Source organism: Neochlamydia sp. S13 (assembly GCF_000648235.2).
Taxonomy (GTDB): Bacteria; Chlamydiota; Chlamydiia; order Chlamydiales; family Parachlamydiaceae; genus Neochlamydia.
In genome coordinates, this window is the sequence record NZ_AP017977.1 from 1,989,514 (window position 1) to 2,012,045 (window position 22,532).

The 22,532-nt window shown below is 37.9% G+C and carries 17 protein-coding genes and 1 tRNA gene; 9 read left to right on the forward strand and 9 right to left on the reverse strand.

The features are described 5' to 3' along the window. Nucleotides 1-5: 5 nt before the first annotated feature. Nucleotides 6-938, reverse strand: a complete 933-nt coding sequence (locus TY21_RS07700; RefSeq protein WP_130589729.1) for a MoxR family ATPase — start codon at nucleotides 936-938, stop codon at nucleotides 6-8. A 183-nt stretch (nucleotides 939-1,121) separates the two neighbouring features. Continuing rightward, nucleotides 1,122-2,852, reverse strand: a complete 1,731-nt coding sequence (locus TY21_RS07705; RefSeq protein ID WP_232044348.1) for an ATP-binding protein — start codon at nucleotides 2,850-2,852, stop codon at nucleotides 1,122-1,124. Between the two features lie 586 nt (nucleotides 2,853-3,438). On the opposite strand from TY21_RS07705, the gene TY21_RS07710 reads away from it, so the two are divergent. Next, nucleotides 3,439-5,457, forward strand: coding sequence for a RasGEF domain-containing protein (locus TY21_RS07710; RefSeq protein ID WP_042242571.1), 2,019 nt, complete (start codon nucleotides 3,439-3,441; stop codon nucleotides 5,455-5,457). Here the strand turns inward: TY21_RS07710 and TY21_RS07715 are convergent. Together TY21_RS07715 and mutL are read right to left on the reverse strand one after the other, a co-directional pair. Then, complete coding sequence (locus tag TY21_RS07715; RefSeq protein ID WP_042242568.1) at nucleotides 5,446-6,489, reverse strand: Xaa-Pro peptidase family protein; 1,044 nt, start codon at nucleotides 6,487-6,489, stop codon at nucleotides 5,446-5,448. The two genes, TY21_RS07710 and TY21_RS07715, sit on opposite strands and share 12 nt — an antisense overlap. A gap of 3 nt (nucleotides 6,490-6,492) precedes the next feature. Then, nucleotides 6,493-8,322: a DNA mismatch repair endonuclease MutL gene (gene mutL / locus TY21_RS07720; RefSeq protein ID WP_158623050.1), complete on the reverse strand. Its 1,830-nt coding sequence runs from the start codon at nucleotides 8,320-8,322 to the stop codon at nucleotides 6,493-6,495. 194 nt (nucleotides 8,323-8,516) lie between these two features. On the opposite strand from mutL, the gene TY21_RS07725 reads away from it, so the two are divergent. From TY21_RS07725 to eno, 7 genes are all read left to right on the forward strand, one after another. Continuing rightward, on the forward strand, nucleotides 8,517-9,752 hold the full coding sequence (locus tag TY21_RS07725) for a CCA tRNA nucleotidyltransferase (protein ID WP_042242563.1): 1,236 nt from the start codon (nucleotides 8,517-8,519) through the stop codon (nucleotides 9,750-9,752). Between the two features lie 166 nt (nucleotides 9,753-9,918). Further along, the gene (locus TY21_RS07730; RefSeq protein WP_042242560.1) at nucleotides 9,919-10,119 is read left to right on the forward strand and encodes a DUF3185 family protein; all 201 of its coding nucleotides are present in this window, start codon (nucleotides 9,919-9,921) and stop codon (nucleotides 10,117-10,119) included. Between the two features lie 1,412 nt (nucleotides 10,120-11,531). Continuing rightward, a complete protein-coding gene (locus TY21_RS07735) occupies nucleotides 11,532-12,641 on the forward strand; it encodes a DUF4116 domain-containing protein (protein ID WP_052354596.1) in 1,110 nt (369 codons plus the stop codon). Nucleotides 12,642-12,847: 206 nt separating this feature from the next. Beyond that, nucleotides 12,848-13,915, forward strand: coding sequence for a DUF4116 domain-containing protein (locus TY21_RS07740; RefSeq protein WP_052354595.1), 1,068 nt, complete (start codon nucleotides 12,848-12,850; stop codon nucleotides 13,913-13,915). Between the two features lie 299 nt (nucleotides 13,916-14,214). Next, nucleotides 14,215-14,970 (forward strand): RNA methyltransferase, encoded by a 756-nt coding sequence (locus TY21_RS07745; protein ID WP_042242557.1) that lies wholly within the window; start codon nucleotides 14,215-14,217, stop codon nucleotides 14,968-14,970. After that, nucleotides 14,967-16,121 carry a ribosome small subunit-dependent GTPase A gene (gene rsgA, locus TY21_RS07750; RefSeq protein ID WP_232044349.1) on the forward strand — a complete coding sequence of 385 codons (1,155 nt, stop codon included), beginning with the start codon at nucleotides 14,967-14,969 and terminating at the stop codon, nucleotides 16,119-16,121. The genes TY21_RS07745 and rsgA overlap by 4 nt, the downstream gene beginning before the upstream one ends. A gap of 307 nt (nucleotides 16,122-16,428) precedes the next feature. Continuing rightward, nucleotides 16,429-17,760: a phosphopyruvate hydratase gene (gene eno / locus TY21_RS07755; protein WP_042242554.1), complete on the forward strand. Its 1,332-nt coding sequence runs from the start codon at nucleotides 16,429-16,431 to the stop codon at nucleotides 17,758-17,760. A gap of 387 nt (nucleotides 17,761-18,147) precedes the next feature. Here the strand turns inward: eno and TY21_RS07760 are convergent, their stop codons facing one another. The 5 genes from TY21_RS07760 to TY21_RS07780 form a co-directional block, all read right to left on the reverse strand. Continuing rightward, nucleotides 18,148-18,804 carry a carbonic anhydrase gene (locus tag TY21_RS07760; protein ID WP_042242551.1) on the reverse strand — a complete coding sequence of 219 codons (657 nt, stop codon included), beginning with the start codon at nucleotides 18,802-18,804 and terminating at the stop codon, nucleotides 18,148-18,150. A 477-nt stretch (nucleotides 18,805-19,281) separates the two neighbouring features. Beyond that, a complete protein-coding gene (locus TY21_RS07765) occupies nucleotides 19,282-20,376 on the reverse strand; it encodes an IS4 family transposase (RefSeq protein WP_130589634.1) in 1,095 nt (364 codons plus the stop codon). Nucleotides 20,377-20,636: 260 nt separating this feature from the next. Further along, on the reverse strand, nucleotides 20,637-21,224 hold the full coding sequence (locus TY21_RS07770) for a peroxiredoxin (protein WP_042240046.1): 588 nt from the start codon (nucleotides 21,222-21,224) through the stop codon (nucleotides 20,637-20,639). 27 nt (nucleotides 21,225-21,251) lie between these two features. Continuing rightward, the gene (locus tag TY21_RS07775) at nucleotides 21,252-21,887 is read right to left on the reverse strand and encodes an MBL fold metallo-hydrolase (protein ID WP_042240043.1); all 636 of its coding nucleotides are present in this window, start codon (nucleotides 21,885-21,887) and stop codon (nucleotides 21,252-21,254) included. After that, nucleotides 21,888-21,961 (reverse strand) — tRNA-Arg (locus tag TY21_RS07780). It abuts the gene before it with no gap. 188 nt (nucleotides 21,962-22,149) lie between these two features. Here TY21_RS07780 and TY21_RS11900 point away from each other — a divergent pair. Then, nucleotides 22,150-22,368 carry an IS5 family transposase gene (locus tag TY21_RS11900; RefSeq protein WP_042240038.1) on the forward strand — a complete coding sequence of 73 codons (219 nt, stop codon included), beginning with the start codon at nucleotides 22,150-22,152 and terminating at the stop codon, nucleotides 22,366-22,368. The last annotated feature ends 164 nt before the right edge of the window (nucleotides 22,369-22,532 follow it).

Here is a 22,532-nt window from a genome sequence, read left to right on the forward strand (position 1 = left end):
CAAGCTTAAGGTACAGGAACAGTTTTTAGAATGCGCTCAATCATTTCATCGGTGGACACGTCTTCAGCTTCCGCCTCATAAGAACGGCGTAGACGGTGCCTTAAGACTGCGGGTGCAATTTTTTTAATATCCTGAGGCACCACATAAGCGCGACCTTCAAGAAAAGCATTAGCCTTGCAAGCAATGCAAAGAGCAATACTTGCACGTGGCGAAGCTCCGTTGAGCAATAAAGATTGAAGATCAAGGCCATATTGGCTAGGGTAGCGGGTAGCAAAAATTAGATCTAAGATATAGTTAGTAATCTTATCATCCATATAAATTTCATTGATCATTCTACGCGCGTTAAGAATTTCTTCTGTCGTTAAGATAGGCTTTACTTTTATGGAAGAGCCTAAATTTGCCATGCGTTTTAGAATTTCTTTTTCCTCTTCTTTGGAGGGATAATCCAGTGTGACTTTTAACATAAATCTATCGGTTTGGGCTTCAGGTAAAGGATAAGTCCCCTCTTGCTCTATAGGATTTTCTGTAGCCAGCACTAGGTAAGGCTCTTGTAAATGAAAAGTTTGGCCATTGAGAGTGATTTGGCGCTCTTGCATTACCTCTAAAAGAGCCGATTGCACTTTTGCTGGCGCACGGTTAATCTCATCTGCCAACAAGATATGCGTAAAAGCTGGGCCTTTACTAACAGAGAAAGAGCCTTCCTTAAAGTTGTAGATTGAAGTGCCCACTAAATCAGCGGGTAAAAGGTCTGGGGTAAATTGTATGCGTTTATATTCACAATTCACTACTTTCGCTAAAGTGGTTACAGCTAAAGTCTTTGCTAAACCAGGCAAGCCTTCTAAGAGCACGTGGCCATTAGCTAAAAGAGCTATTAGCAAGTAGTTAACCATTTCTTGTTGCCCCACGATGGCTTTGCCCATCTCTTGGCGGGCAAGCATAAACTTTTCATTAGCTTTACCTATATTAGCGGCCAGAGCTGAAATATCTGTCAACAGCATTATTTGTCTTTTGTTAGAAGTGTTGTTAATACATATAAGGGATTGTAAAAAAAGGGTAAAGAGAGAAGGTAGATAACGGATATAAATGTGCTTTAATAAAATACCAAAACAGGTTTGTTTTAACTACTCATGCTTGAAAGAGGATCGTACTTGCCGATTAATAGGCAACCTAACAGTAAAAACGGTTCCTACGCCGATTTCTGACTGAACGGTAATATGGCCAAAATGCTTTTCTACAATAGTCTCTACGATAGATAACCCTAAGCCAGAGCCGCCCAGTTTTCTAGAATGAGCCTTATCTACTGTATAAAAACGTTGAAAAATATTTTCCAGATCGGTAGCAGGAATCCCTATGCCCTTATCGGCAACTTTTACTATAATTTTGTCTTCCTCGGCTTGAAGATAAATGGTGATTTGAGGAGGGGCAACAGAATATTTAGCAGCATTATCGATAAGATTAATAAAGGCATGTTCTAATAGATGAGGATCTGCTTCAAGATTCATCTCTTGATCGCCAGGTTTCTCAATCATAATTTGAGCATTTCGATGCACCTCTTTAACCGATTCGCAGCAATTTTTAATAATTTCATGCACATCACAATGGATTAAACGCGATTCAGGTAAATTTTCCACATCTGTCAGTGTTAAAAGATCTTTAATGAGATTATTCATTCTTAAGCAGTTGCGTACAATTTTGGAGGTAACCTCTTTAAAAGTCTCGGGGGGCAAATCGGGATTGTCATGTAAAGTTTCAGCAAAACCTCGAATAATGGTAATAGGAGTCTTTAATTCATGAGAGGCGTTAGCAATAAAGTCTTTACGCATGTCTAAAAGCTTATAGTGGGCTGTCATATCCTGAAGTACAACAATAGCACCGCTATTTTCTTTTTTAGGAGCAGCGACTAGATCTAAATATAATCGTTGGGAATCATGCTTAATTTGCACAGCATCTGTTAGCACCTTATTTTGAGCCTGGCAATTGAGCAAAAGAGCTTGGAATGTCTGAGAATGCTGAATTTCATCAGAAAGATCGCTAAAAGACCTACCTACTAGGTGAGTATTTTCTAGCAGTTTACAAGCCATATTATTTGCATAAGTGATCACCCGATGAACATCGACTGCTATCACGCCCTCCCCTAACGATTCAAGAATAGCCTCTTTTTCATTGCGCTCCTGGATAAGATTAGCGATATGACTTTGAATCCTTATGGAAAGGGAATTTAAAGTGCCGGCCAGCTTGATAAACTCATCTGTTTTGCTAAGGCTATTTAATTCAATTAAAGGCACCACATGGGTTTCTCCCTGCTGATAAGGATTGATTGCTTTAATAATTTGGTGAATAGGACTGGTTAAGTGATTAATGATAAACCAGGTCATCAAGCTAAAAAGCATGAGAATGGCTGCAGCTAAAGCAATCACTCCTCTTTCAAAATCATGCGTTAGCTCCGTCACATATTTATAAGGAAAAGCTGTACGTAAGACATACGGTTTACCATGGAAATCAAAAGCAATCGCTAAATAGGCAAATTTTTGCCCTAATAGCTCCGAATAATCCTCATTATATCCGCGCCCTGTTCTAAAGGCCTCTAAGACTTCAGGATGTTCCACAATATATTCTTGATTAAAGCGCAGGCCTAAAATTCTTTTGGTATGAGAATCATACAAAACCTTACGCTCATTATTGACAACACTAATACGAAAAAAAAATAGAGCTTTTTGCTCTTTTAAACGACGTATTAAAGCTTCATCATTAGGGGCTGTCTGAATTTTTTCAATTAAAGCTTGAGAGCTATCATACATAGCCTGGGTAGCAATCTTCTGAACTGTACGGGTAGCAAAAGGATATAAACCCACAAGAAAGGCTAGAAATACAACAAGATAGGAAAGAAATATTTTTTGTCTAAAGCTTAGCATGAAAATTTAAGATCTAAAACTCATTTGTAATGGAATCACAGTAAGATAAGAACAGCTTTTTATTTATAATATATTTTATCCCCATATTCCTCACTATTTTTTATAACGCTCTAAGTATGAGTAAATTATAAAATTTAAATTTAAGAGTTAACTTTTATAAAGCTTTAGCAATCAGTAATTTAAATTTCAGGTGAGGAATGTGGGTTTATCGTAAAATTTTTGAAGGAACCTTTAGGTGCTAAATTGTTCCTTTTAGGCCTACTCAGGTTTAAAATTCGCCCCTTTTTTTCCCTTTTAACAAGCTTAAGCTGCTCAAAAACATATTTACCCTTTTAAAGATTTAGATAAAATGTAAATTTTTAATTTTTTAAAAAAATAAAAAAATAAGCTTAAAGTTAAGAACTTGCAACTTGCAATCGTTAATTAACAACACCCTTTACAAAGTTTAATTACATTTATAATTAAATAATAATTAATAATTATATTATAATAACTATTAGTAGGATTTTAATTATGAGGTATGCAAATGTCTTCTATAGCCAACAAGCCTTTCTTTCCTTCCGATTTCACAACAGCTCCCTCAGCGACTAAACCCTTACCCCCTAATAAACCTTTGCCAGCTCTTCCTGGCCAACCAAAAGTCTCTCCTACTGGGCATATATATAGCCAAAAGAATTCCTTAGAGTCTATTCCGTTAGGAAAAACTCTTTCTCAATCAACCGAACAAACTCCTCCCGAGCTTAAATCCCATCGAATGACTTCTTTTACTTGGGATAAAGCTAGCTCCCTTGTTCAAAGTGCAACCTCCAAGGTAAGTTCTATAGCTAAGAAAACCTTTGAAGAAAGTAAGAGATTAACAAACAAAGAACAAAGACAAGAAGTTTTTTTTAACGCGCGAGAAGGTATTCAAAAAGCTAAAGAAAAAGCTGGAGACTATCAAGATAAATCAGCAGAAAAATTAGGCGAAATTAAATCGCTGCTAAGCCATAAAGTGACGAAGTTTAAAGAAACTTCTGCCCGAGCCGCTAAGACTACAGCCCTTAAGGTCAAGCAATCTACTATCTCCTCATTTAGAGAGATGACCTCCTCGGAAAGAAGGGAAAAACTTTCTAATAACCTTAAGATAGCTTCTGAGCGCTTAAAAGATAAAAATGTGCAATATTTTAAAAAAGCGCAAAGCAAGGCAAGCGAAGTAAAAAGCAGCCTACAATCAAAAATTGATAATAGTACCACCTTAAAAAACATCCGCCATACAATCTCTGCACCCTTTAAAAGCACGGGAGCCAACCGCACGATGGTGGAAGAAAGGGCTGCACAAACTAAAGAATTATTTGCAGATATCTTTAAAAAGATAACGAAAGAAGAGCTTTTAAAAAATGAGAGTGCAAGAGAAAAATCAGAATATGCAGAGATTTGCCCTCATATAGATCAGTGGGTTAAGCTATCAAATATGATCAGCAATTCTACAACCTCAAAAATTGTTAACACAGACAATTTAGGTGAGCGTGTTAAAGTGGTTGATTTGTATGTTCGCATTGCCGATCAAGCTTTTAAAAATGGCGATTTTGCCACTGCCCAGGCAATTTTTTTAGGATTAAATCAAGGAAGTGTGCAACGGCTGCATAAAACTTTTGCCGCCCTTCCCCGACAAACAAAGAATATATATGCAAATTTGGAAAAAAGCTTCTCAAATCCTAATAACTTTTCTTTAAATAAAATTATGGAATTTGCTGAGAATAATCCTAGTTTATCCGTCGTTCCCATGATACATACAGTATTATCAAGAATTGTTTTAGATGGAGAGAAATATATGAAGTCTAAAGCAGATTTAAATGAAACACGCCAAATTGCAAAATACATTTCTTCATTTAAAGAAGCGCCAGAAGGATTAACCGCTGAAATTAATAATTTAAACAAACAGATAGAAAGCATCACTAAAGAAATTAATGAGGCTAAATTGAATAACGTTTCTTCTTTAAGGCTCTCTTATAAAAAGAGTGATGCAAGCTTAGAGCTTTCCTATGCTTTAAAAGTAGAAAAATTTGGCGATTACATTCAGTTGCAAAAAGCAGGCATTTCTTATGAAACTCATAAAGCTTATTTAAACCAGCAACTACAAGATATAAAAGAAAGAATCCAGCAAGCCGAAAAATCAGGCGAAACTATTGCTCCTGAAGAACAATTTAGTAAAGAAAATTTAGAAAAAGAAATTGAGATTGCAGAGTGGCTTTATCATGTGGCCAAAGAAATTTATTCGAAAAATTCCTCCATGGATTTAGAGGGAATGATTGAGAAATTCAAGCTAAAAAATGATAGAAACATCGAAATTGCTGAAGAGAATGTAAAAACGGACGAAAAAAAGTTAGATTCTTTAATCAATGACCTTACGAAATTACAAACTTCTCATCCCTCAAGGAAAGATCAATCAGCAGGGGTAAAGGAAAGCGATTGGTACTCCCAACCTCCAACAGATAAAAACCAATTCGAGAAAGATCTATATGCCCAATCTTTAAGAATCGAACCCCGTCCATCCTCACGAGCCTAGGACTTGATAGCCGGTAGAAGTAATTAGGAGGGTGTCTTCAATACGCACGCCTCCTATACCAGGAAGATAGATGCCAGGTTCAATGGTGATGACCATCCCTTCTTGCAGCGGCAGCTGCTGATAAGGTTCTTTGTTACGGAGCGAAGGCCACTCATGGATTTCTAAGCCTACTCCATGGCCTAAGCTATGTAAAAAATGCTCTCCATAACCGCACGCTGAGATGTAATCCCTAGCTACCCGATCCAATTCTCCTATAGTTATTCCTGGCTTACAAAGCGCCATGGCACGTTGCTGAGCTTTTTCTACAATTGCATAAACTTTCCGCATGATGGCAGGCGGCTCACCCCAAAAAAGTGTACGAGATAAATCCGAGTGATAACCTTTCCATTTTACGCCTACATCAAAAAGCACAGTCATGCCTTCCCTTAACTCTGTCTCTACTGGACGATAATGAGGTAAAGCACTATTAGCTCCGAAAGCGATAATAGGCTCAAAAGCTACTCCCTGAGCTCCCTTTTTTTTCCAAAAAATTTCTAACTCGGCAGCCAATTGGTCTTCTCTTACTCCCTCTTTTAAAAGGCTTTTAATATATGCATATCCTTCCATTCCCAGTTGAGCGGCTTCTTGAAGAATAGCTATTTCATGCGCATCTTTTAGAGTGCGAATTTTTTGAAGGGAGTGACTTAAAGAAACCAATTTAAGATCTTTAAGCTTCTCTTGCATGCTTACATAGGTTTGATAAGAGATCGTCTCGCCGTCAAAGGCTAGCGTGCTAATTCCTTCTAGCAAGCTTTCTAAAGAAATTTTATCACTTAAAAAAACAGGCACAGGTGCTTGATTTTTACAATATTCATAGTAACGATTATCCACTAAAAGAATAGAATTGCCTTGAGTTTTAATAAGCAGCTTTCCCGCAGATAAAATTAATCCAGTCAAATAGTAAAGGTTGGTAGGATCCTCGACAAGGAAAGCCTCAACGTTAGAATCATGAAGAACTTTTTCAACTTTTGCTAGACGGTTTTGAAAATTCATAGACTACCCTTTAAAGTTTCTAAATATCTCTTCGGCGCTTATAAAAGCAAGAGTAGACTTTCCTTGAGGACAAAAAAAAGGCATAGAGGTTACAAACAATTGATTGACTATCGATTGAGCTTCTTCTGTTTGCAAGCGCTTGCGGTAATGGACGGCAGCATGGCTTGCTGCTACGGATAAGCGTTTTTCCATTTCTTTATCCATCATTTTACCTTCGGGAAAGCTGTGCATCATATCTAACAGGTCTACTACCCATTGAGAAAGATCTATGTTTCCAAATGTAGCGGGGACAGCATCTATCATAAAGCTATGAGGCCCACTTTCATGGATATGCACTCCTATCTGCGCAAAATTGTCTAGGTTCGTAGATAGCGCGGCTGCTTCAGAGGGGGGCAAATTGATATGATGAGGAATCAATAAAGATTGAACAGCTGCATTTCCAGTGCGTGCCTGCAACAAATTTTCAAAAATCACGCGGGCATGCGCTGCCTTCTGATCCACTAAGCAAAGTGTATCAGCGGATACCTGTTTCCACGCTTCTAATGAGTAAGCATCCAAAATAATATAACCTGGTATCGTTGCCAAAACACGTGGAAAAGAACGTTTTTCTTGGGCAAGAGGAGCAAGCAAAGAAGGCTGAGGCTCCTCTCTAGAAGGAGCCTTAGCCATAGGGGGCAGCGGTTGATACTCTTTGGCTAAATTTCTCTCTTGTATAGGATGCAAGGAAAATGCCGGCTTAACGGCAGGCATTATAAAGGTGGAAGTAGAAGCAGGGGAACTAAAATCTTCATGAATAGGCTGATGATCCTGATGAGAACTTACATTACCTTTATGAATAGCTTGTTGGATTCCTTTAAGAACTAATTCTCTTAATATATTTTCTTGACGAAGCCTAACCTCTTTTTTTTGTGGGTGAACATTTACATCCACGGTCTCGCCGGGTACATTCAAATGTAAAACAAAAATAGGATGTCGATTAGTGGGCAAACTTGTGCCATAGGCATCTCGCACAACTGCAGATATCAAGGGAGAAAAAACAGCGCGCTTGTTAATAAAAAGATATTGACCGGTACGATTTTGACGAGAATAATGAGGGGCCCCTACATATCCATGCAAGCTATAATCACCATTTGTAATCTCTACTTCACAGCAGCTCGTCACAAATTCGGCTCCCATTAATGCAGCAATTCTCTCCTTCAATTGATGGGAAAAAGTTTTGCCCGAAGAGCCTCCGGTTTGAATTTCATTGCTCTGATTGTTGATCAGTTGAAATTTAACATGAGGATAGCCAAGAGCAAGTAGGGTAATGATTTTATGAATTTCCTGAGCTTCATAGGCAGGAGATTTTTGAAATTTTCTTCTTACCGGGACATTAAAAAAAAGAGATTTTACTTCAATCGTCGTTCCAGGAGCACGGGCAGCAGGGCCACAGTGCATGAGTTTCCCTCCCTCCACAATCACAAGGGTGCCTTCCCCTCCCTCTTGTGGAGCAGTCAAGAGAGTGAATTTGGAAATAGATGCAATAGAAGGAATAGCTTCCCCTCGAAATCCCATGGAAAAAATTAACTGGATATCTTCTACTTCTTTAATTTTAGAGGTAGCATGGCGTTCTAAACAGAGTACGGCATCATCTTGCTGCATCCCCGCACCATTGTCAGTCACGCGGATAAGCTGACGACCCCCTCCTTTAATCTCTACACAAATTTCTGTAGCCCCTGCATCTAAAGAGTTTTCCATTAATTCTTTTACCACAGAAGCTGGACTTTCAATGACTTCGCCTGCTGCAATCTTATTAATAGTATGTTCGTCAAGAACACGAATTTTTGAAGGCATAATATTTATTACTCGCTTAAACTTCTCAATTATAAAGGATGATCCATAAGCAAGCAAGGAGAAGGATATCAAAAGATAAAAGCATTCCTCAAGCATCTTTGGAAAAGAAAAATAGATGATCGTTAGTTTTATAGATAGCAAGAATGCCCTGCTATCTCTTGCCTCCTTATAGCTTTTTTTAGTAACATGATTCTATGTATATTAAAAAATTAGCCACAGATATTGTAAAAAAGTTAAACCAAGCGGGATACAAAGCTTATTTTGCCGGTGGCTGGGTACGTGACTATTTGATGAACCAACCTTCAGCTGATATAGATATTGCTACCGATGCACCCCCTGAGGTGATTTTAAAACTTTTTCCTCATACCCTCTTAGTAGGCCTTGCTTTTGGAGTGGTCATCGTCATATTGGAGGGATATCAATTTGAAGTGTCTACTTTCAGAAAAGATTTAGAATATGTCAATGGTAGAAAGCCAACAAGCATCGAGCTATCAAATGAAGAAGAAGATGTAAAACGCCGGGACTTTACTATCAATAGCATGTTCTATGACCCTTTGGAAGAAAAGATTTATGATTACGTGGAAGGAAGAAGAGATTTAGAATTAGGCCTTATCCGCACAGTGGGAGACCCTTTTGAACGTTTTTCTGAAGATCGTTTACGCATGATAAGAGCTATACGCTTTTCTGCCCGCTTTAATTTTCGGTTAGATGAAGCCACCCAACAAGCTATTCAAGAAAAGGCTAACACTCTTTTTCCAGCCGTTGCTATAGAAAGGGTGTGGAAAGAATTTGTAAAAATGGCTGGCTACCCTCATTTCGCAAATGCTTTGATGGAAATGCACCGTTTAGGTCTATTGCCAGTTATTTTTCCTTCACTTGCTCACTTGCATCTAAAAGATTTAAGTCAATACCTTAGCCCTTTTTCCAAATTCCCTACCTATACTCCTACTATTTTATATATCCTTGAGCTATTCCCCTCTTTTGATAAGCAACAGCTGCAAAACCTTTGCAGTTACTTGCGCCTCAGCACGGAGGAGACCAAACTTGCTACTTTTGTGCAGACTGGAAAACAGCTTTTATCTTTAGCCCCAGGGCTTTCTGATCCTGAATGGGTCCACTTTTACGCTCATTCATACTCTCAAGTATGTTTAGAGATCTTCGCAGCCCGTCTATCTGAAGATAGCGAAGAAGCTTTTTATCAAGAGCATGAACAAAATCAGGAACGCTTGAAACCTCATATTAAACGAGCGATAAAAAAACAGCCTTTAGTGACTGCCAGTATGCTTAAATCTCTAGGAGTTTTGCCTGGTAAAAGCATGGGCCTTTTATTGCAAGAAGCGGAAAAGAACGCTATTTTGCATAATCTGCAAGCAGCTGAGGAAAGCATAAAAATGCTTCAGCAGTCCAAACATTGGCCGAATTTAAACTAAAGGCTTTTGCAAAAATCTTTTAAGGCTAGGAAAAAACTATACAAAATATAGAAGCCAGTTATAATAATTTTACAGCTTGAAATAGTAGAATGGAGAACGTGAAAAGCTTTTCTATCACTCGTATAAAATTAGCTAATTTTTAAATTATTTATCTCAGGAGAAATTTATGCGTATATTAGGTTTGGTTAGCTTAGCAGTTGGAATTGCTCTTCTGTTATTTGGTATCAATTCTTCTCAAGCATTCACAGAGAAGGTTGTGGAAGATGTTACGGGCCGTTATACAGACAATACGATGTGGTACATTATTGGTGGAATAGCCATGATCATAGGAGGAGGAGCCCTCACTCTTTTTGGCAGAGCTAAATAAAGAAAACTAAAGGGTAGAGGAATTAATCCCTCGGGTTACATGCCAATATAAGCAACTTTCTAAGCTTAATGAAATATTTTTATATTGGCTGCAGAGCCGGCAGCAGGGAGAAATTTTGTTTGATGATTAGCAGCTGGGGTATAAAAGCTCCAAGCCACTGCTTTTCAATACAGAAAAGAGCTTCTTCTTTTGCTTTATTTTTGAACCCTCCATGGTTAATTTCAAATAAAAGCAAATATCCCTCTATTAATTCTGGCCTTTCAGGATAACTAAGCTTTTAGGCAATACTTTTAGGAATATCCTGAATGGCCAAATTAAACAGCTTTTTTCTTTGTCTAGCCAAACATCTTTAAGCCCTTTCAGCTCCCCTTCCTTTAAATAAAAAATTTTCTTTCCTTTATCCCACATTCCGCAGGTTGTAGCGATTCCCGGATATTATTTTTATTGATACTGGAAATTGCTTTAAGTTTTTTTAGAAAAGGCTAATCCTGTTCTTTTCAAAGCAAAGAAAGTGAGAACATAAACGATGGAAAAGTATAAGTAGCACGGGTCTTGGTCACCTTAAAATTGTTTTTGCAATGGGTAACAAAATTACACAAGGGATTATGATAGTCCCGGTGGTCTCTTCATATCCCAGAGCGATTATGATCAGAGGAAAAGCGTCAAGTTAATGATAATTAATGGATTGGATTTTACCTTAAGCCTTTTACATGAAAGCATACAAGAATTAATCCTTAATTTAAACCCTAACATGAGACATGTTTTACTGGTTTTAGTTCCCTTTGGCAGAAATTAGATGACGAGGGAAATTAACTTGCGGAATGTGGGCTTTATGATAAACGGAAGCAAACTTTCGAATATCTCCTTTTAAAATCTATTCAAACTTGTTCCCCAGGTTTTCAATTTTCAGGACCTATCTATATACCGCTTAAACTCTTTCCTCTATGCAGCTTATGCCAGATGCATGAAATAATTTAAAATATTAAAGCCCTCAGCAGTATAAAAAACATTAAATTATAAGTTCTTCAAGCATAGAGCATACTAATAAAAAGCTGTCCATAATTAAATCCTGTCAAAGCAATATAAGGTTAAACGTCTTGGAAGGAAGCAAGATCAACGTTTAAAGAAAAGCTAAACCTTAACTTTTTAGCTATCGCTCTTTAAGCTACCAAGTCCTTGCCGACAGCACTCTTTTTAACGATTTTTCTCATTAGCTTATCTAACACTCTATAAGGATCATTTCATTTAAGAAATAAAATCAGGAATTTAAAAATATTATTTACCTCCAATTTTAACAATAAAAAGCAGGCCCTTGAATAACCGGAGAAAAAAAATCATTTTTTTGTTGGATTTAAATGAATCTAAAATTAAATTTGTTTCCAAGTCTAAATAAGCTATTAAGGAGATACAGAATGGGAATAAGCAATTTATCTCAGGCATGCAGTAGGATAGATAATATCGCTGACTATATCCCTGTTATCAGCACGGTCACTAATTTAGTTGATCTCTTCCAGAAATGCATTATCTCGACCTTCATATCAAAGGAAAGCTTAGTAAAGAGCCATTACTATAAACACCTGAGTGGCAAAAGCTTTAGAAGATGTATAACCTTACTGATTCCTGTTTTGGGTAATCTCACCATTGCCATCCTAGACTTCTTGCATCGAAAAAATGATAATAAAAAGCAACAAGATAAGAATCTTTCTTCTAAACATACAACTCTTCAAAAAGATAAAGAGGCTTTAGTTGCTATTGTTAAGAAAGAAGGCCTTGCTCTTAAGGGCGCTCGCTTAGAACTTCAAAAAGATAAAGATATCGTGCTGACAGCCGTTAAGCAAAATGGCGAAGCTCTTCAATATGCTAGCCGAGAGCTTAGAGACAATAAAAACATTGTACTTGCGGCAGTCGAGCAAAATGGCTGGGCCCTTGAGTTTGCTAGCCCTAGGCTGCAGAATGATAAGGATGTTGTACTTACGGCTCTTCGGCAAAATGGCTGGGCCCTTCGATACGCCAGCCCCAGGCTTAAAGATGATCCTAAGATTGTGCTTGCTGCTATTCAAGAAAACGGCTGGGCTCTTACAGAGGCCAGCGAAAGGCTTAAAAAAAATAAAAAGATGATCATTGCTGCCATTCAGAACGAGGGCTGGGCCCTTGAAGAGGCTAGCGAGGAGCTTAGGAACGATAAAGACATTGTGCTGGCTGCCGTTAAAAAAAGACCTTCAAGGCTTCGCTATGCTAGCGAAAAGCTTAAAAACGATAAGGATGTGGTGCTTGCCGCCGTTAAGCAAGATGGTTACGCTCTTGAATTTGCTAGCCCACAACTGCAAAATGATAAGGATGTAGTGCTTGCTGCCGTCCAACAAAATGGCTGGGCCCTTCAATATGCTAGCTCTGCCCTTAAAGACAATCTAGATATTGTGCAGGCGGCTGTCCAACAGAATGGCTGGGCCCTTCAATATGCTAGCCGGGAGTTACAAAAAAATGAGGAGCTCATCAAACTAGCTAGGCTGACTAGGAAATAGATAACTTTAGTACTTATTTAAAAAGGCATATTGATCAAAATTCGGGCGCCTAAAATCCCTTAAAACTATGGGGACAAATAGGCCTACTTTCCCTTGCTCTACACTTTCCCCTTAAATGGAAGAAAAATAAAGCTTATAGATTTTAAATAATTCTTTAATTAAAATTAATTTCCTTATTAGTTCAACCAATTGATATGGAAGCCTCAATGAAAATCCATGATTTATCTCAAGCTTGCTGTTCGATTGATAATATTGCAGACTATATTCCCCTAGTTAGCACAGTGACTAATTTAGTTGATATTTTCCAAAAATGTGTCCTTTTACATTTTAATCACGAGCAGAGTTCTTCTGAAAGCCCTTATTATGCTCACCTCAGACTTAAAAGCTTTAAACGATGTATAATCTTATTGATTCCTATTCTAGGAAATATAAGCATAGGAATTTATGATTTTACTTGCCGTAAAAGCAAGGGAAAAAAAACTGTAACACCAAATGTCGAACTAAAGAGCCTAGCCCTCCAAAACAGCAATAAAGAGATTAAGAACAATAAAAGGTTGATCCTTGCTATTGTCAAGCAAAATGGTTGGGCGCTCGAATATGTTAACGAACAGTTTAAGGATGATAAAGATATTGTACTTGCAGCTGTTAAGCAAAAGGGCATGGCTCTTCAGTATGCGAGTGAAAACCTCAAAAACAACAAAAGTGTGGTGCTTGCCGCCGTTCAGCAAGATGGTTGGGCTCTTGAGCATGCTAGCAAAGAGCTTCAAAATGATAAGCGAGTGGTCCTGGCTGCGGTCCGGCAAGACGGCTCGATGCTTCAAGAAATTAGCCAAGAACTTAGAAATAATAAGGAAATCGTACTTGCCGCCGTTCAACAGAACGGCTGGGCCCTGCAGTATGCTAACGAAAAACTTAAAGATAATAAAGAAATTGTACTTGAAGCTGTGCGACAGAATGGCTGGGCCATACAGTACGCTAGCGAACAACTTAAAAATAATGAGGATGTCGTGCTTGCTGCTCTTGAGCAAAATGGGTTAGCCCTTGAGTATATTGGCCCCGCTTTAAAGGATAATAAAAATGTCGTGCTTGTTGCTCTCAAGCAAAATGGTTTAGCCCTTGAGTATGCTAGCCAAAATTTTAAAAATGATGAGAACATGGTGCTTACAGCCGTTCAACAAAATGGTAAAGCGCTTCGGCATGCCAGCTATGGACTTCAAAAAAACAAGAAACTTATCAATCTAGTTAAAAACCAAAGCTCTCCTCTAATATCTTAGCTTTCTTTTAAATTTTTTTAGAACCTCCAATGAAAATAGGAGATATTTTAGGCAAGATATTCATCGCTTTGAAAATGCTTAATAGACTCTTAAAATGAACGGTTTAAAATCTTTAAGCTATATCTTTAGCTCTTATACTTAATAGTAAACTAAAAAAATTGCTTAAGGCAACAAACAAAACTCTGCATTGTAATTCCTAAAGAACATAAGAGAAGAGAGAAAGGCCTCGATTCATCTATTGCAAGATGGAGTAAAAAAAGTTATAGTTAGCTATCCCAAGGTAATAAATCTTTATTTTTATGAAAGAACTTTCTAGCCCTCAGCATCCTTTAATTAAACATTTAGTAAAGCTACGTCAAAATCATGATTATCGCTGGCATCATCAGGCCCTCGTGCTTGAAGGGATCAAATTAATCGCTGAGGCCAGTTCTTTGCTTACTTTTAAAACTATCTTAGCTTCCTCTCCCCATCTTTTACCTAAAAATGTGAAAGCCGAAAAAATTATTTTAGCTGCTCCTACGCTCATTCAAAAAGTATCAGGCCTCCAATCTTCTGAAGGCATCCTAGCTGAAGCACCTATGCCTAAATTCTCTAATCTTTATGGAAAAAAATACCTCTTGGCGTTAGATCGTATCAACGATCCCGGCAATCTAGGTACCATTATTCGCTCAGCCATAGCTTTAGGATGGGAAGGCATTTTTTTACTCGAGGAAACTTGCGATCCTTTTAATGAGAAAGCCCTGCGTGCCTCTCGTGGGGCTGTGTTTAAAATTCCTATGCGTCAAGGTGCTTGGAAAGACTTACAAGAGATTATTAAAGTAAACAACTTACAAGGCTTAGTTGCTGACATTAAGGGAGTCCCTTTTGAACAGATAAAGCCTTCGGCAGGAGTTCTTTTAGTTTTAAGCAATGAAGCTCAAGGGCCTTCTCAAGAAGCTTTTTCTATCGGTTCACCGATCACCATTCCTATGTCTGGGGAAATGGAATCTCTCAATGTTTCCGTAGCAGCAGGACTCTTACTTTATAGTTTGCGCCAAAAGAGAGAACTTTTATGAAAAATTCTAAACAAGATGATCTGCCACGTATGCCAAAAAAATGGGTAGGTTGTGACCTTGAAGCCGATTATTTTAAAGATGACCGTAAAAATTCGCGGAAAGAGCGTAAACTAGCCTCTGCAAAAGATCGTTCCAAATACAAAAAAACAGATAGAGATAAACGGCAAAAAAATAAAGAACTCCATCAAAATATTAAACTTGCCAAAGAAGATTTACTACGGGGAAGAGTTCTATCCATTACCCCTCAAGGAATTATGGTAGAGCATGAGGATGCAATCTATGCCTGTTCTATGCGTGGTCTGTTAAAAAAGGAAAAAACACAATTTAAAAATCTTGTTACCGTAGGAGATTTGGTGTTATTTCAAAGAACAGATGCTCAGGAAGGCCTTATCGCGCATGTTGAAGAACGTTATTCTGTTTTATCGCGCGCTGACAATCTTTCAAGGCGTCAAGAGCAATTAATCGCTGCTAATATAGATCAGGTATTAATTACTGTTTCCGTCGTCAATCCACCCCTTAAGCCTTTTCTTGTGGATCGCTACATTATAGCCGCGCGCAAAGGCGGTATGGAACCTGTAATAGTGGTCAACAAGATTGATTTACTCGATCATCCTACCACACCCGCGACTGAGAAAGAACTTTATAAGGATTTTCTGCATGCTTATAAAGCCGCGCAGATTCATGTAATACCTGTTAGTATTGTTAACGAACAAGGGTTAGATCAGCTAAAAAGCATAATGAAAAATAAAGCGTCCGTTTTTTCAGGGCAATCAGGCGTAGGTAAATCCTCTCTTATTAATGCCATTACAGGCCTTAATTTTAAAGTAGGAAAAGTCGTGGAGAAGACTAAAAAAGGTTCTCATACTACTACCACGGCAAAGCTTATTCCGTTAGAATTTGGCGGCTGGTGTATAGACACTCCAGGAATTAAAAGTTTTGGCTTATGGGATCTTAATAAAGAAGAAGTCGAGCAATACTTTCCTGAAATTGAGGAAATCGGACAACAGTGCAAGTTTCCTAATTGTTCTCATACACATGAAAAAGAATGTGCTGTACATGCCGCCGTAGAAAACGAAAAGCTTTCTCCCTTACGCTTTGCTTCTTATCAGTATTTGCTAGAAGCTCTATCGCAAGAACACTTACGCCGTTAGCTTTTCCTTTATATTAAAATTTTAAAAAGTTTACCAGTAATTGCCGCCCTTTCATTTCTTACGGTCATCACTCTGTCTTCTTGCGGAGGTTAAAGAAATTATGCCCTTACCTTTGTAACTGACCCTCCTCTGCTCTTGGCTTAAGGATCCATTTTTTTGAGGGATAGGGTTTAGGAAGAATGTGCTTAACAGCTTATGAGTAGACATTTGAGAGCGAGCAATTTCAAAATTTTATCCCTCTAGAAGAGTTACTTGATAAGAAACCGCCTAGAATATATCTTAAAAAAATTAACTCGAAGGTAAAAGCATGTCTTATATTCGCTCAGTAAAAGCTATAGAAATTTTGGATTCGCGCGGTAACCCTACCCTTAAAGTCATGATTACTACCGATCGTGATATTAGTGCCGAAGCTTCAGTGCCTTCAGGTGCATCGACAGGCCAGCATGAAGCCTTAGAGCTTAGAGATGGAGATAAGAGACGTTTTGCAGGTAAAGGGGTGCAAAAAGCTATCACACATGTGAATGGACCCCTCGCTCAAATTCTAGTAGGAGAGCATGTCTTTGATCAGGCTCGTCTAGATCGTCTGATGATCGCCAGTGATGGCTGTGAAAATAAAAGTCGTTTTGGAGCCAATGCAATTTTAGGAGCTTCTTTAGCCTTAGCACGAGCAGGAGCCCTTAACGCTAAACTTCCCTTATACCGCTACATAGGTGGAGCTCATACCCATATTCTTCCTTGCCCGATGATTAACATTCTTAATGGCGGAGCTCATGCTGATAATCTGCTTGATTTCCAAGAATTTATGATTCGACCTACAGGAGCTCCTTCCTTTCATGAAGCTGTACGCTGGGGAGCAGAGATTTTTCATACTTTAAAAGGAATACTGAGAGAAGAAGGCCATGTTACGGCAGTAGGTGACGAAGGAGGCTTTGCTCCTAATCTTGAGTCCAATGAGATCGCTTTAGAAATGATAGTCTCAGCCATCGAAAAAGCAGGATACCGTCCTGGCATCGATGTATCGCTAGCATTAGATTGCGCGGCTTCTGAGTTCTATGATGAATCTACTCATCTTTATAAAGAGAAAAAGAAACAAAAAAGAAAGAGACCCTTTATCGAACGAACAGCCGAAGAAGTCGTAGATTATTTAGAAAATTTGGTAAAGAAGTTTCCTATCGATTCAATTGAAGATGGACTGGCCGAAAATGATTGGCTGGGTTGGCAGCATCTTACTAAAAAATTAGGACATCAAATTCAGCTAGTAGGAGATGACATTTTCGTGACTAATCCTAAATTCCTGTCGCGGGGTTTTGACCTAAATGTCGCTAATTCCATTTTAATTAAACCCAACCAGATTGGTACCTTAACTGAGACGTTAGAAACTATTCGCTTAGCTCAAAACAATAGCTATGCTGCTATTATTTCTCATCGTTCGGGGGAAACTGAAGACAGCATAATTGCCGATATAGCGGTGGCTACAAATGCGGGGCAAATTAAAACAGGTTCTCTTTCTCGTACAGACCGAGTCGCCAAATATAATCGTTTACTTAATATTGAAGACAGTCTTCAAAGTGTGTGCCGTTATTGGGATAGTAACCTGTATAAATGTAGGACGGGTTTTTCCTCGCCCTCGTCTTTTTAAGGGAGGGGCCTTGAATTCAAGGTTAAGCTTCTTTGATAAATTATTTCATAAACAAGCTAGCTAAGCATCTTTTCTTAAAACATGCAAAAACACCTTGCTCTTCTAACATACATACACGTGTGCTGTAATATAAATACCTAGAGCTACTTTTGCCACCAAGCGTTCGATAATTAAAGAGCCAACCTTGAAGTATTAGGATCAGTAGGTTTATCAATAGTGTGGGCTAGGGATTAAAGAATTTAGCAAGATTTTCCTTGCCAACTATCCATATTTTCCTCCTTCGCTCGTCTTTAGTCCACACGTTAACTATTTTATTTTTATAATCTTTATCACTATGCTTTGAGAGCACGAGTTAAAAATCTGTTAAAAAAATCAATTAATTACAAACTAGCTTAAATTATTTGCGATTAGATTTGCTTCTTCTTCATCAATCAAAACAAATTGATGAAGATCTTGCTTATAACAATAGACATCCGCTTGTGCTATATCAAACCACCATCCATGCACTCGAAGCTGCTTTTTTTCCACGCGTTCTTGAATGAAAGGATAGCTGATAACATGTTGCATTTGTTGAAGCACATTAATTTGAGAGATTTGATTATGCTCGGATAAAGAAGGGTTAATACTAAGTCCTTTTCTCACCTTGTTTAAAGCTTCTTCTCCATGCTTTAGCCAGGAACCAAGATGGGGGCAAGTATGGCCATCGACCCCTCGAGCTAGAGCTTGCATAGCTCCACATTCAGAATGACCGCAAACAATAATATCAGAAACGTTAAGAGAAAATGTAGAAAATTCTAATACTGCCGAAGCACTGCTATCGTAAGGTGAGGAAGAAGCTGGAGGTATTAAATTTCCAATGTTTCTTAGCACAAATATATTTCCGGGATGAGTAGAAGCAAAAAGGCTAGGCATTAGGCGACTATCAGAGCATGCAATAAAAAGTGCTTCTGGCTTTTGCCCGAGTGCCAACCGAGCAAAAAGCGCGCGCCCCTCCTCGCTAAGGTTCTTTTTAAAATGCGCAATTTCTTGAATGAGTTTTTTCATATTTTGTAAACACTTGTTTATTAAGTTAAATGTATATTGTATATGCTGCCATTCGATCTATCCTCGCACGATGTCCGACCATACTAGCTGGCAATCAAACTCTTAAGCGTAGCCGATACCTAATTTTTGCTAGGTCTTTAGTATTTTCCCTTCTTGTTTCTTATATATTGCATAAAAGAGCATATGGTGAAAGGATTTTTGCATGCTTTCGTTGATTGATTTCTTAGAGAAAATGTTAATAAAATAAATTTTAATCTCTCAATATTTATTTACAAATGTTTACAAATATTTTGCGGAAAAGGGCATAAAAAAAACTTTATCTATCCTCAGCAAAATTTTTCAAAAAAGCGCTTGGTGATTGATTAAAGAAGAGAGTAAAGGCAATCGTTATTAAAAAAAAGCGCAAAAGATGAATACTCAAGAACTTAAAAAGATTATGTTCATTGGATACTCTGTACAGGACAAAAAATAATTTTTTCATAAAAAAACCCTCTTAGGTATACTTGAGGATAACAAGGGGTCAAAAAGCTTTAGCAACCAAAGAAAAAGGTTAAAATACCTAGGTGTTCCCAATAAGATTTTCCTTATTTTATCCAACCCATAGCGAAACAAACTTTTAGCTTTTCTACCATGCTTCTTAATGCTAATAGGGACTACATTTGCAGCTATATTACCTAGTTTATACGCCCAACAAAAAGCAATACTTAAGGCAAAGATAAGTTTCTCAATTCTGTCAGTATATGTTAAATGCGTATCTTCCAAGCAAAAGCCTCGCGTTTTTAGACAAGCAAATAAGGTCTCTATTTCCCATCTAGTTTTGTAGATGCTTATAGCTTTTTTTGGATTTTTATTAGTGACCACGAGTAAAAGCTCATCTTTTAGACGGCTTGCAGCTACATAAAAGGAATGGCCGAGCATCTGTAAAGGTTGAGCTAACACTTTTTTTTTACCCTCTTTTAGATGACGAAATACGTCTCTAAGAGAAACTGCATAGCCATTTCTTGCTCCTTCCACTAGAGTGTCTTCCCTAATACGCATATAAAAAGGAATCTCACTTTTTATCAGATAATCAAACCATTGACTCCCTATAAATTCTCTGTCTCCAATAAGACCTGCAATTTTTGATGGGCCTAATTGCCTAATAACTTTTTCTAAAACTTCTATGCGTTCATTAGTAGAGGAATTACCAGCTTTATTCATCACAAACCAGGCCAACGGAATAGCTGTTCCTTCATAGGCCATCGCTAAGGTTAAAATATTAATGTTTTTGCTACCTACCTGCCAATTTGTTCTATCTATAATCAGCCATACTTTCCTTTTAATAGGAAATATTTGTAAAATGATTTTAAAAGCATCCAACATGTCAAATTTTAGTTCTCGGAAAAAGCGCTGTAGCCTTTTATAGTGGGAGTCTAGTTTTGCTTTTCCTTGAAAAGCTGTGGCTAGTTGAGTAAGATTAACGCTTCTAACCCTAAAAAGAGCTAGAACAATTTGGCAAAAGCATGTAAGTCTTGCTCGGTTCCAATCTAAAGTTTGACTTAAAACTTCTCTTAGCTCGTCTATTTCTTTCATCTGTTTTCTCCTCGTAAAAGATAACAGTATAAATTTTTAGACGGGCTTTTTCAATTTTTGTCCTGTACAGAGCATTGGATATGAACCTTAAAGATATTAGATGAAGACCTAAAAATCAGGTGACTAGGAGCTCAAACAAATCATTAAGCTTCATAACCAAGTAAGGGAATGATCAAAATCATTGCCCTTAATTAAAACACTATAAAACCAATCACAGCGCTACACTTACTAATTAAATAGGCAAAAAAGCCCTATAACATTTAAACAGAAGTAAAGTAGTGCTCAAGCCCTTCGCTAGTAGGCTTCATCGTTCTACTACCTTTTTGCCAATTAGCAGGGCAAACTTCGCCATTCTCTTCGATAAAGACCAAGGCATCTAACATCCGCAGAACTTCTTCGACATTACGGCCTAATGGCAAATCATTGACAACCTGATGGCGTACAACACCTTTTTTATCTATAATAAAAAGCCCTCGATAGGCAATGCCTTCATGCTGAATAAGCACATCATAATCGCAGGCAATACAACGGTTCATATCAGACACGATGGGATAAGTTAGGCCCTGAATGCCTCCTTTTGATTTAGGAGTATTTAGCCAAGCCGCATGACAATAGGGACTATCTACCGAACAAGCAACCAATTGAGTATCTCTCTTTTCAAATTCTTCAATTTTTTCTTGAAAGGCATGTAACTCTGTAGGACACACAAAAGTAAAGTCTAAAGGATAGAAGAAAAAAACAACATTTTTGCCTAAAAAATCAACCAATGAGAAATTGTTGATAATTCGCCCCTCTATAACCGCTTTTGCCCTAAATTCTGGGGCTTGCTTACCCACTAACACACCCATCGTAAACTCCTTTTTTAATCTTTATCTTTAATTTCCAAAAAACTCTTCGGCCCTCTCTAGCCATTCTTCGGCACCTATCGTAGTGGCCTCTCCATGTCCTGGAAATACACGCGTATCAGGCGGTAGCTTGGCAAGCTTTGATAAGGAATCCCACATAAGGGAAGGTCGTGCCGTAGGAAAAGATAAATTGCCAATCGTACCTTTAAATAAAGTATCCCCTGAGAATAACAGCTGCTCTTCTTGACTATAAAAACAAATACCACCAGGGGTATGACCAGGAGTCTCGATGACTTCAAAAGTAACATTCCCTACAAAAACCTTCTCACCAGCTTTCACATAATGATCAGGTTTAGCTCCCTCTATATCAATCCAACAAGGCAAGCCATCACTTCCAGGGTTTTCTACATTATTTGCATCCAACAAATGGACATACACAGAAATCTTATATTTATTTTTAAGGGGCGCTACATCAGCAATATGATCCCAGTGCGAATGAGTTAAAAGAATTTTGGAAGCAAATAAGTGATTTCTAGTGAGATAATCTATAATTACCGGCGCACTTCCTGGAGCAGGATCAATGATTGCTGCTTGCAAAGTGGCAGGGCAGCTAATGACATAAGCATTCGTTTGAAAAGGACCTGATACAATTGTATGGATAATCATTGCACCGGAGAGGATTTGAACCTCTAACCGCCCGGTTCGTAGCCGGGTACTCTATCCGATTGAGCTACCGGTGCAGAATGTAGCGCTATATTGCCTTACTCTCTGTATTTTAAGCAAGCTTAAAAAGATCAAGAAAGCTTAAAACTTATTCGGTAATCTCTGTTTCTTTTTCTTTACTTATTGATCTCAGCCTTTAATGATCCAAGCAGTTGATGCAAAATAACTTATTTAAGATAATTTTAAGAGAAAAAGGGAAGTAAGCATGAGGACTATCTATCCTAGTAATTTATCAGATTATGAATGTGAAACTATTAAAGTTTACTTTGAAGTAGCTTACAGCAAAGGAGGTAGACCCTTTAAACATGTAAAAAGGGAAATAATGGAATCTATTTCTTATGTCTTACGAACCGATTTTCACTGCCATTATTTACCCAAAGATTTTCCTCCTTGGAACACGGTTTGCACTTATTTTAAGAAGTAGGAAGATACCCATTTGTTTAAGAAAATCAATCATCATTTAAGGAAAAGCTTAAAGATTAAACCCCGACTCTACCACTATCCTCATCGACAGACAGACAGACAGACAGACAGACAGACAAGCATAACAGTAGAAAGAGGGTAAGCTCAAAAGTTATAATGGTGTCG

What these genes read in the sequence shown, in the direction of transcription:
- TY21_RS07700 (WP_130589729.1), bottom strand. Translation starts at nt 938, where the DNA reads ATGCTTGCCCGCCAAGAGATGGGCAAAGCCATCGTGGGGCAACAAGAA.
- TY21_RS07710 (WP_042242571.1), top strand. Translation starts at nt 3,439, where the DNA reads ATGTCTTCTATAGCCAACAAGCCTTTCTTTCCTTCCGATTTCACAACA.
- TY21_RS07715 (WP_042242568.1), bottom strand. Translation starts at nt 6,489, where the DNA reads ATGAATTTTCAAAACCGTCTAGCAAAAGTTGAAAAAGTTCTTCATGAT.
- mutL (WP_158623050.1), bottom strand. Translation starts at nt 8,322, where the DNA reads ATGCCTTCAAAAATTCGTGTTCTTGACGAACATACTATTAATAAGATT.
- TY21_RS07725 (WP_042242563.1), top strand. Translation starts at nt 8,517, where the DNA reads ATGTATATTAAAAAATTAGCCACAGATATTGTAAAAAAGTTAAACCAA.
- TY21_RS07730 (WP_042242560.1), top strand. Translation starts at nt 9,919, where the DNA reads ATGCGTATATTAGGTTTGGTTAGCTTAGCAGTTGGAATTGCTCTTCTG.
- TY21_RS07735 (WP_052354596.1), top strand. Translation starts at nt 11,532, where the DNA reads ATGGGAATAAGCAATTTATCTCAGGCATGCAGTAGGATAGATAATATC.
- TY21_RS07740 (WP_052354595.1), top strand. Translation starts at nt 12,848, where the DNA reads ATGAAAATCCATGATTTATCTCAAGCTTGCTGTTCGATTGATAATATT.
- TY21_RS07745 (WP_042242557.1), top strand. Translation starts at nt 14,215, where the DNA reads ATGAAAGAACTTTCTAGCCCTCAGCATCCTTTAATTAAACATTTAGTA.
- rsgA (WP_232044349.1), top strand. Translation starts at nt 14,967, where the DNA reads ATGAAAAATTCTAAACAAGATGATCTGCCACGTATGCCAAAAAAATGG.
- eno (WP_042242554.1), top strand. Translation starts at nt 16,429, where the DNA reads ATGTCTTATATTCGCTCAGTAAAAGCTATAGAAATTTTGGATTCGCGC.
- TY21_RS07760 (WP_042242551.1), bottom strand. Translation starts at nt 18,804, where the DNA reads ATGAAAAAACTCATTCAAGAAATTGCGCATTTTAAAAAGAACCTTAGC.
- TY21_RS07765 (WP_130589634.1), bottom strand. Translation starts at nt 20,376, where the DNA reads ATGAAAGAAATAGACGAGCTAAGAGAAGTTTTAAGTCAAACTTTAGAT.
- TY21_RS07770 (WP_042240046.1), bottom strand. Translation starts at nt 21,224, where the DNA reads ATGGGTGTGTTAGTGGGTAAGCAAGCCCCAGAATTTAGGGCAAAAGCG.
- TY21_RS07775 (WP_042240043.1), bottom strand. Translation starts at nt 21,887, where the DNA reads ATGATTATCCATACAATTGTATCAGGTCCTTTTCAAACGAATGCTTAT.
- TY21_RS11900 (WP_042240038.1), top strand. Translation starts at nt 22,150, where the DNA reads ATGAGGACTATCTATCCTAGTAATTTATCAGATTATGAATGTGAAACT.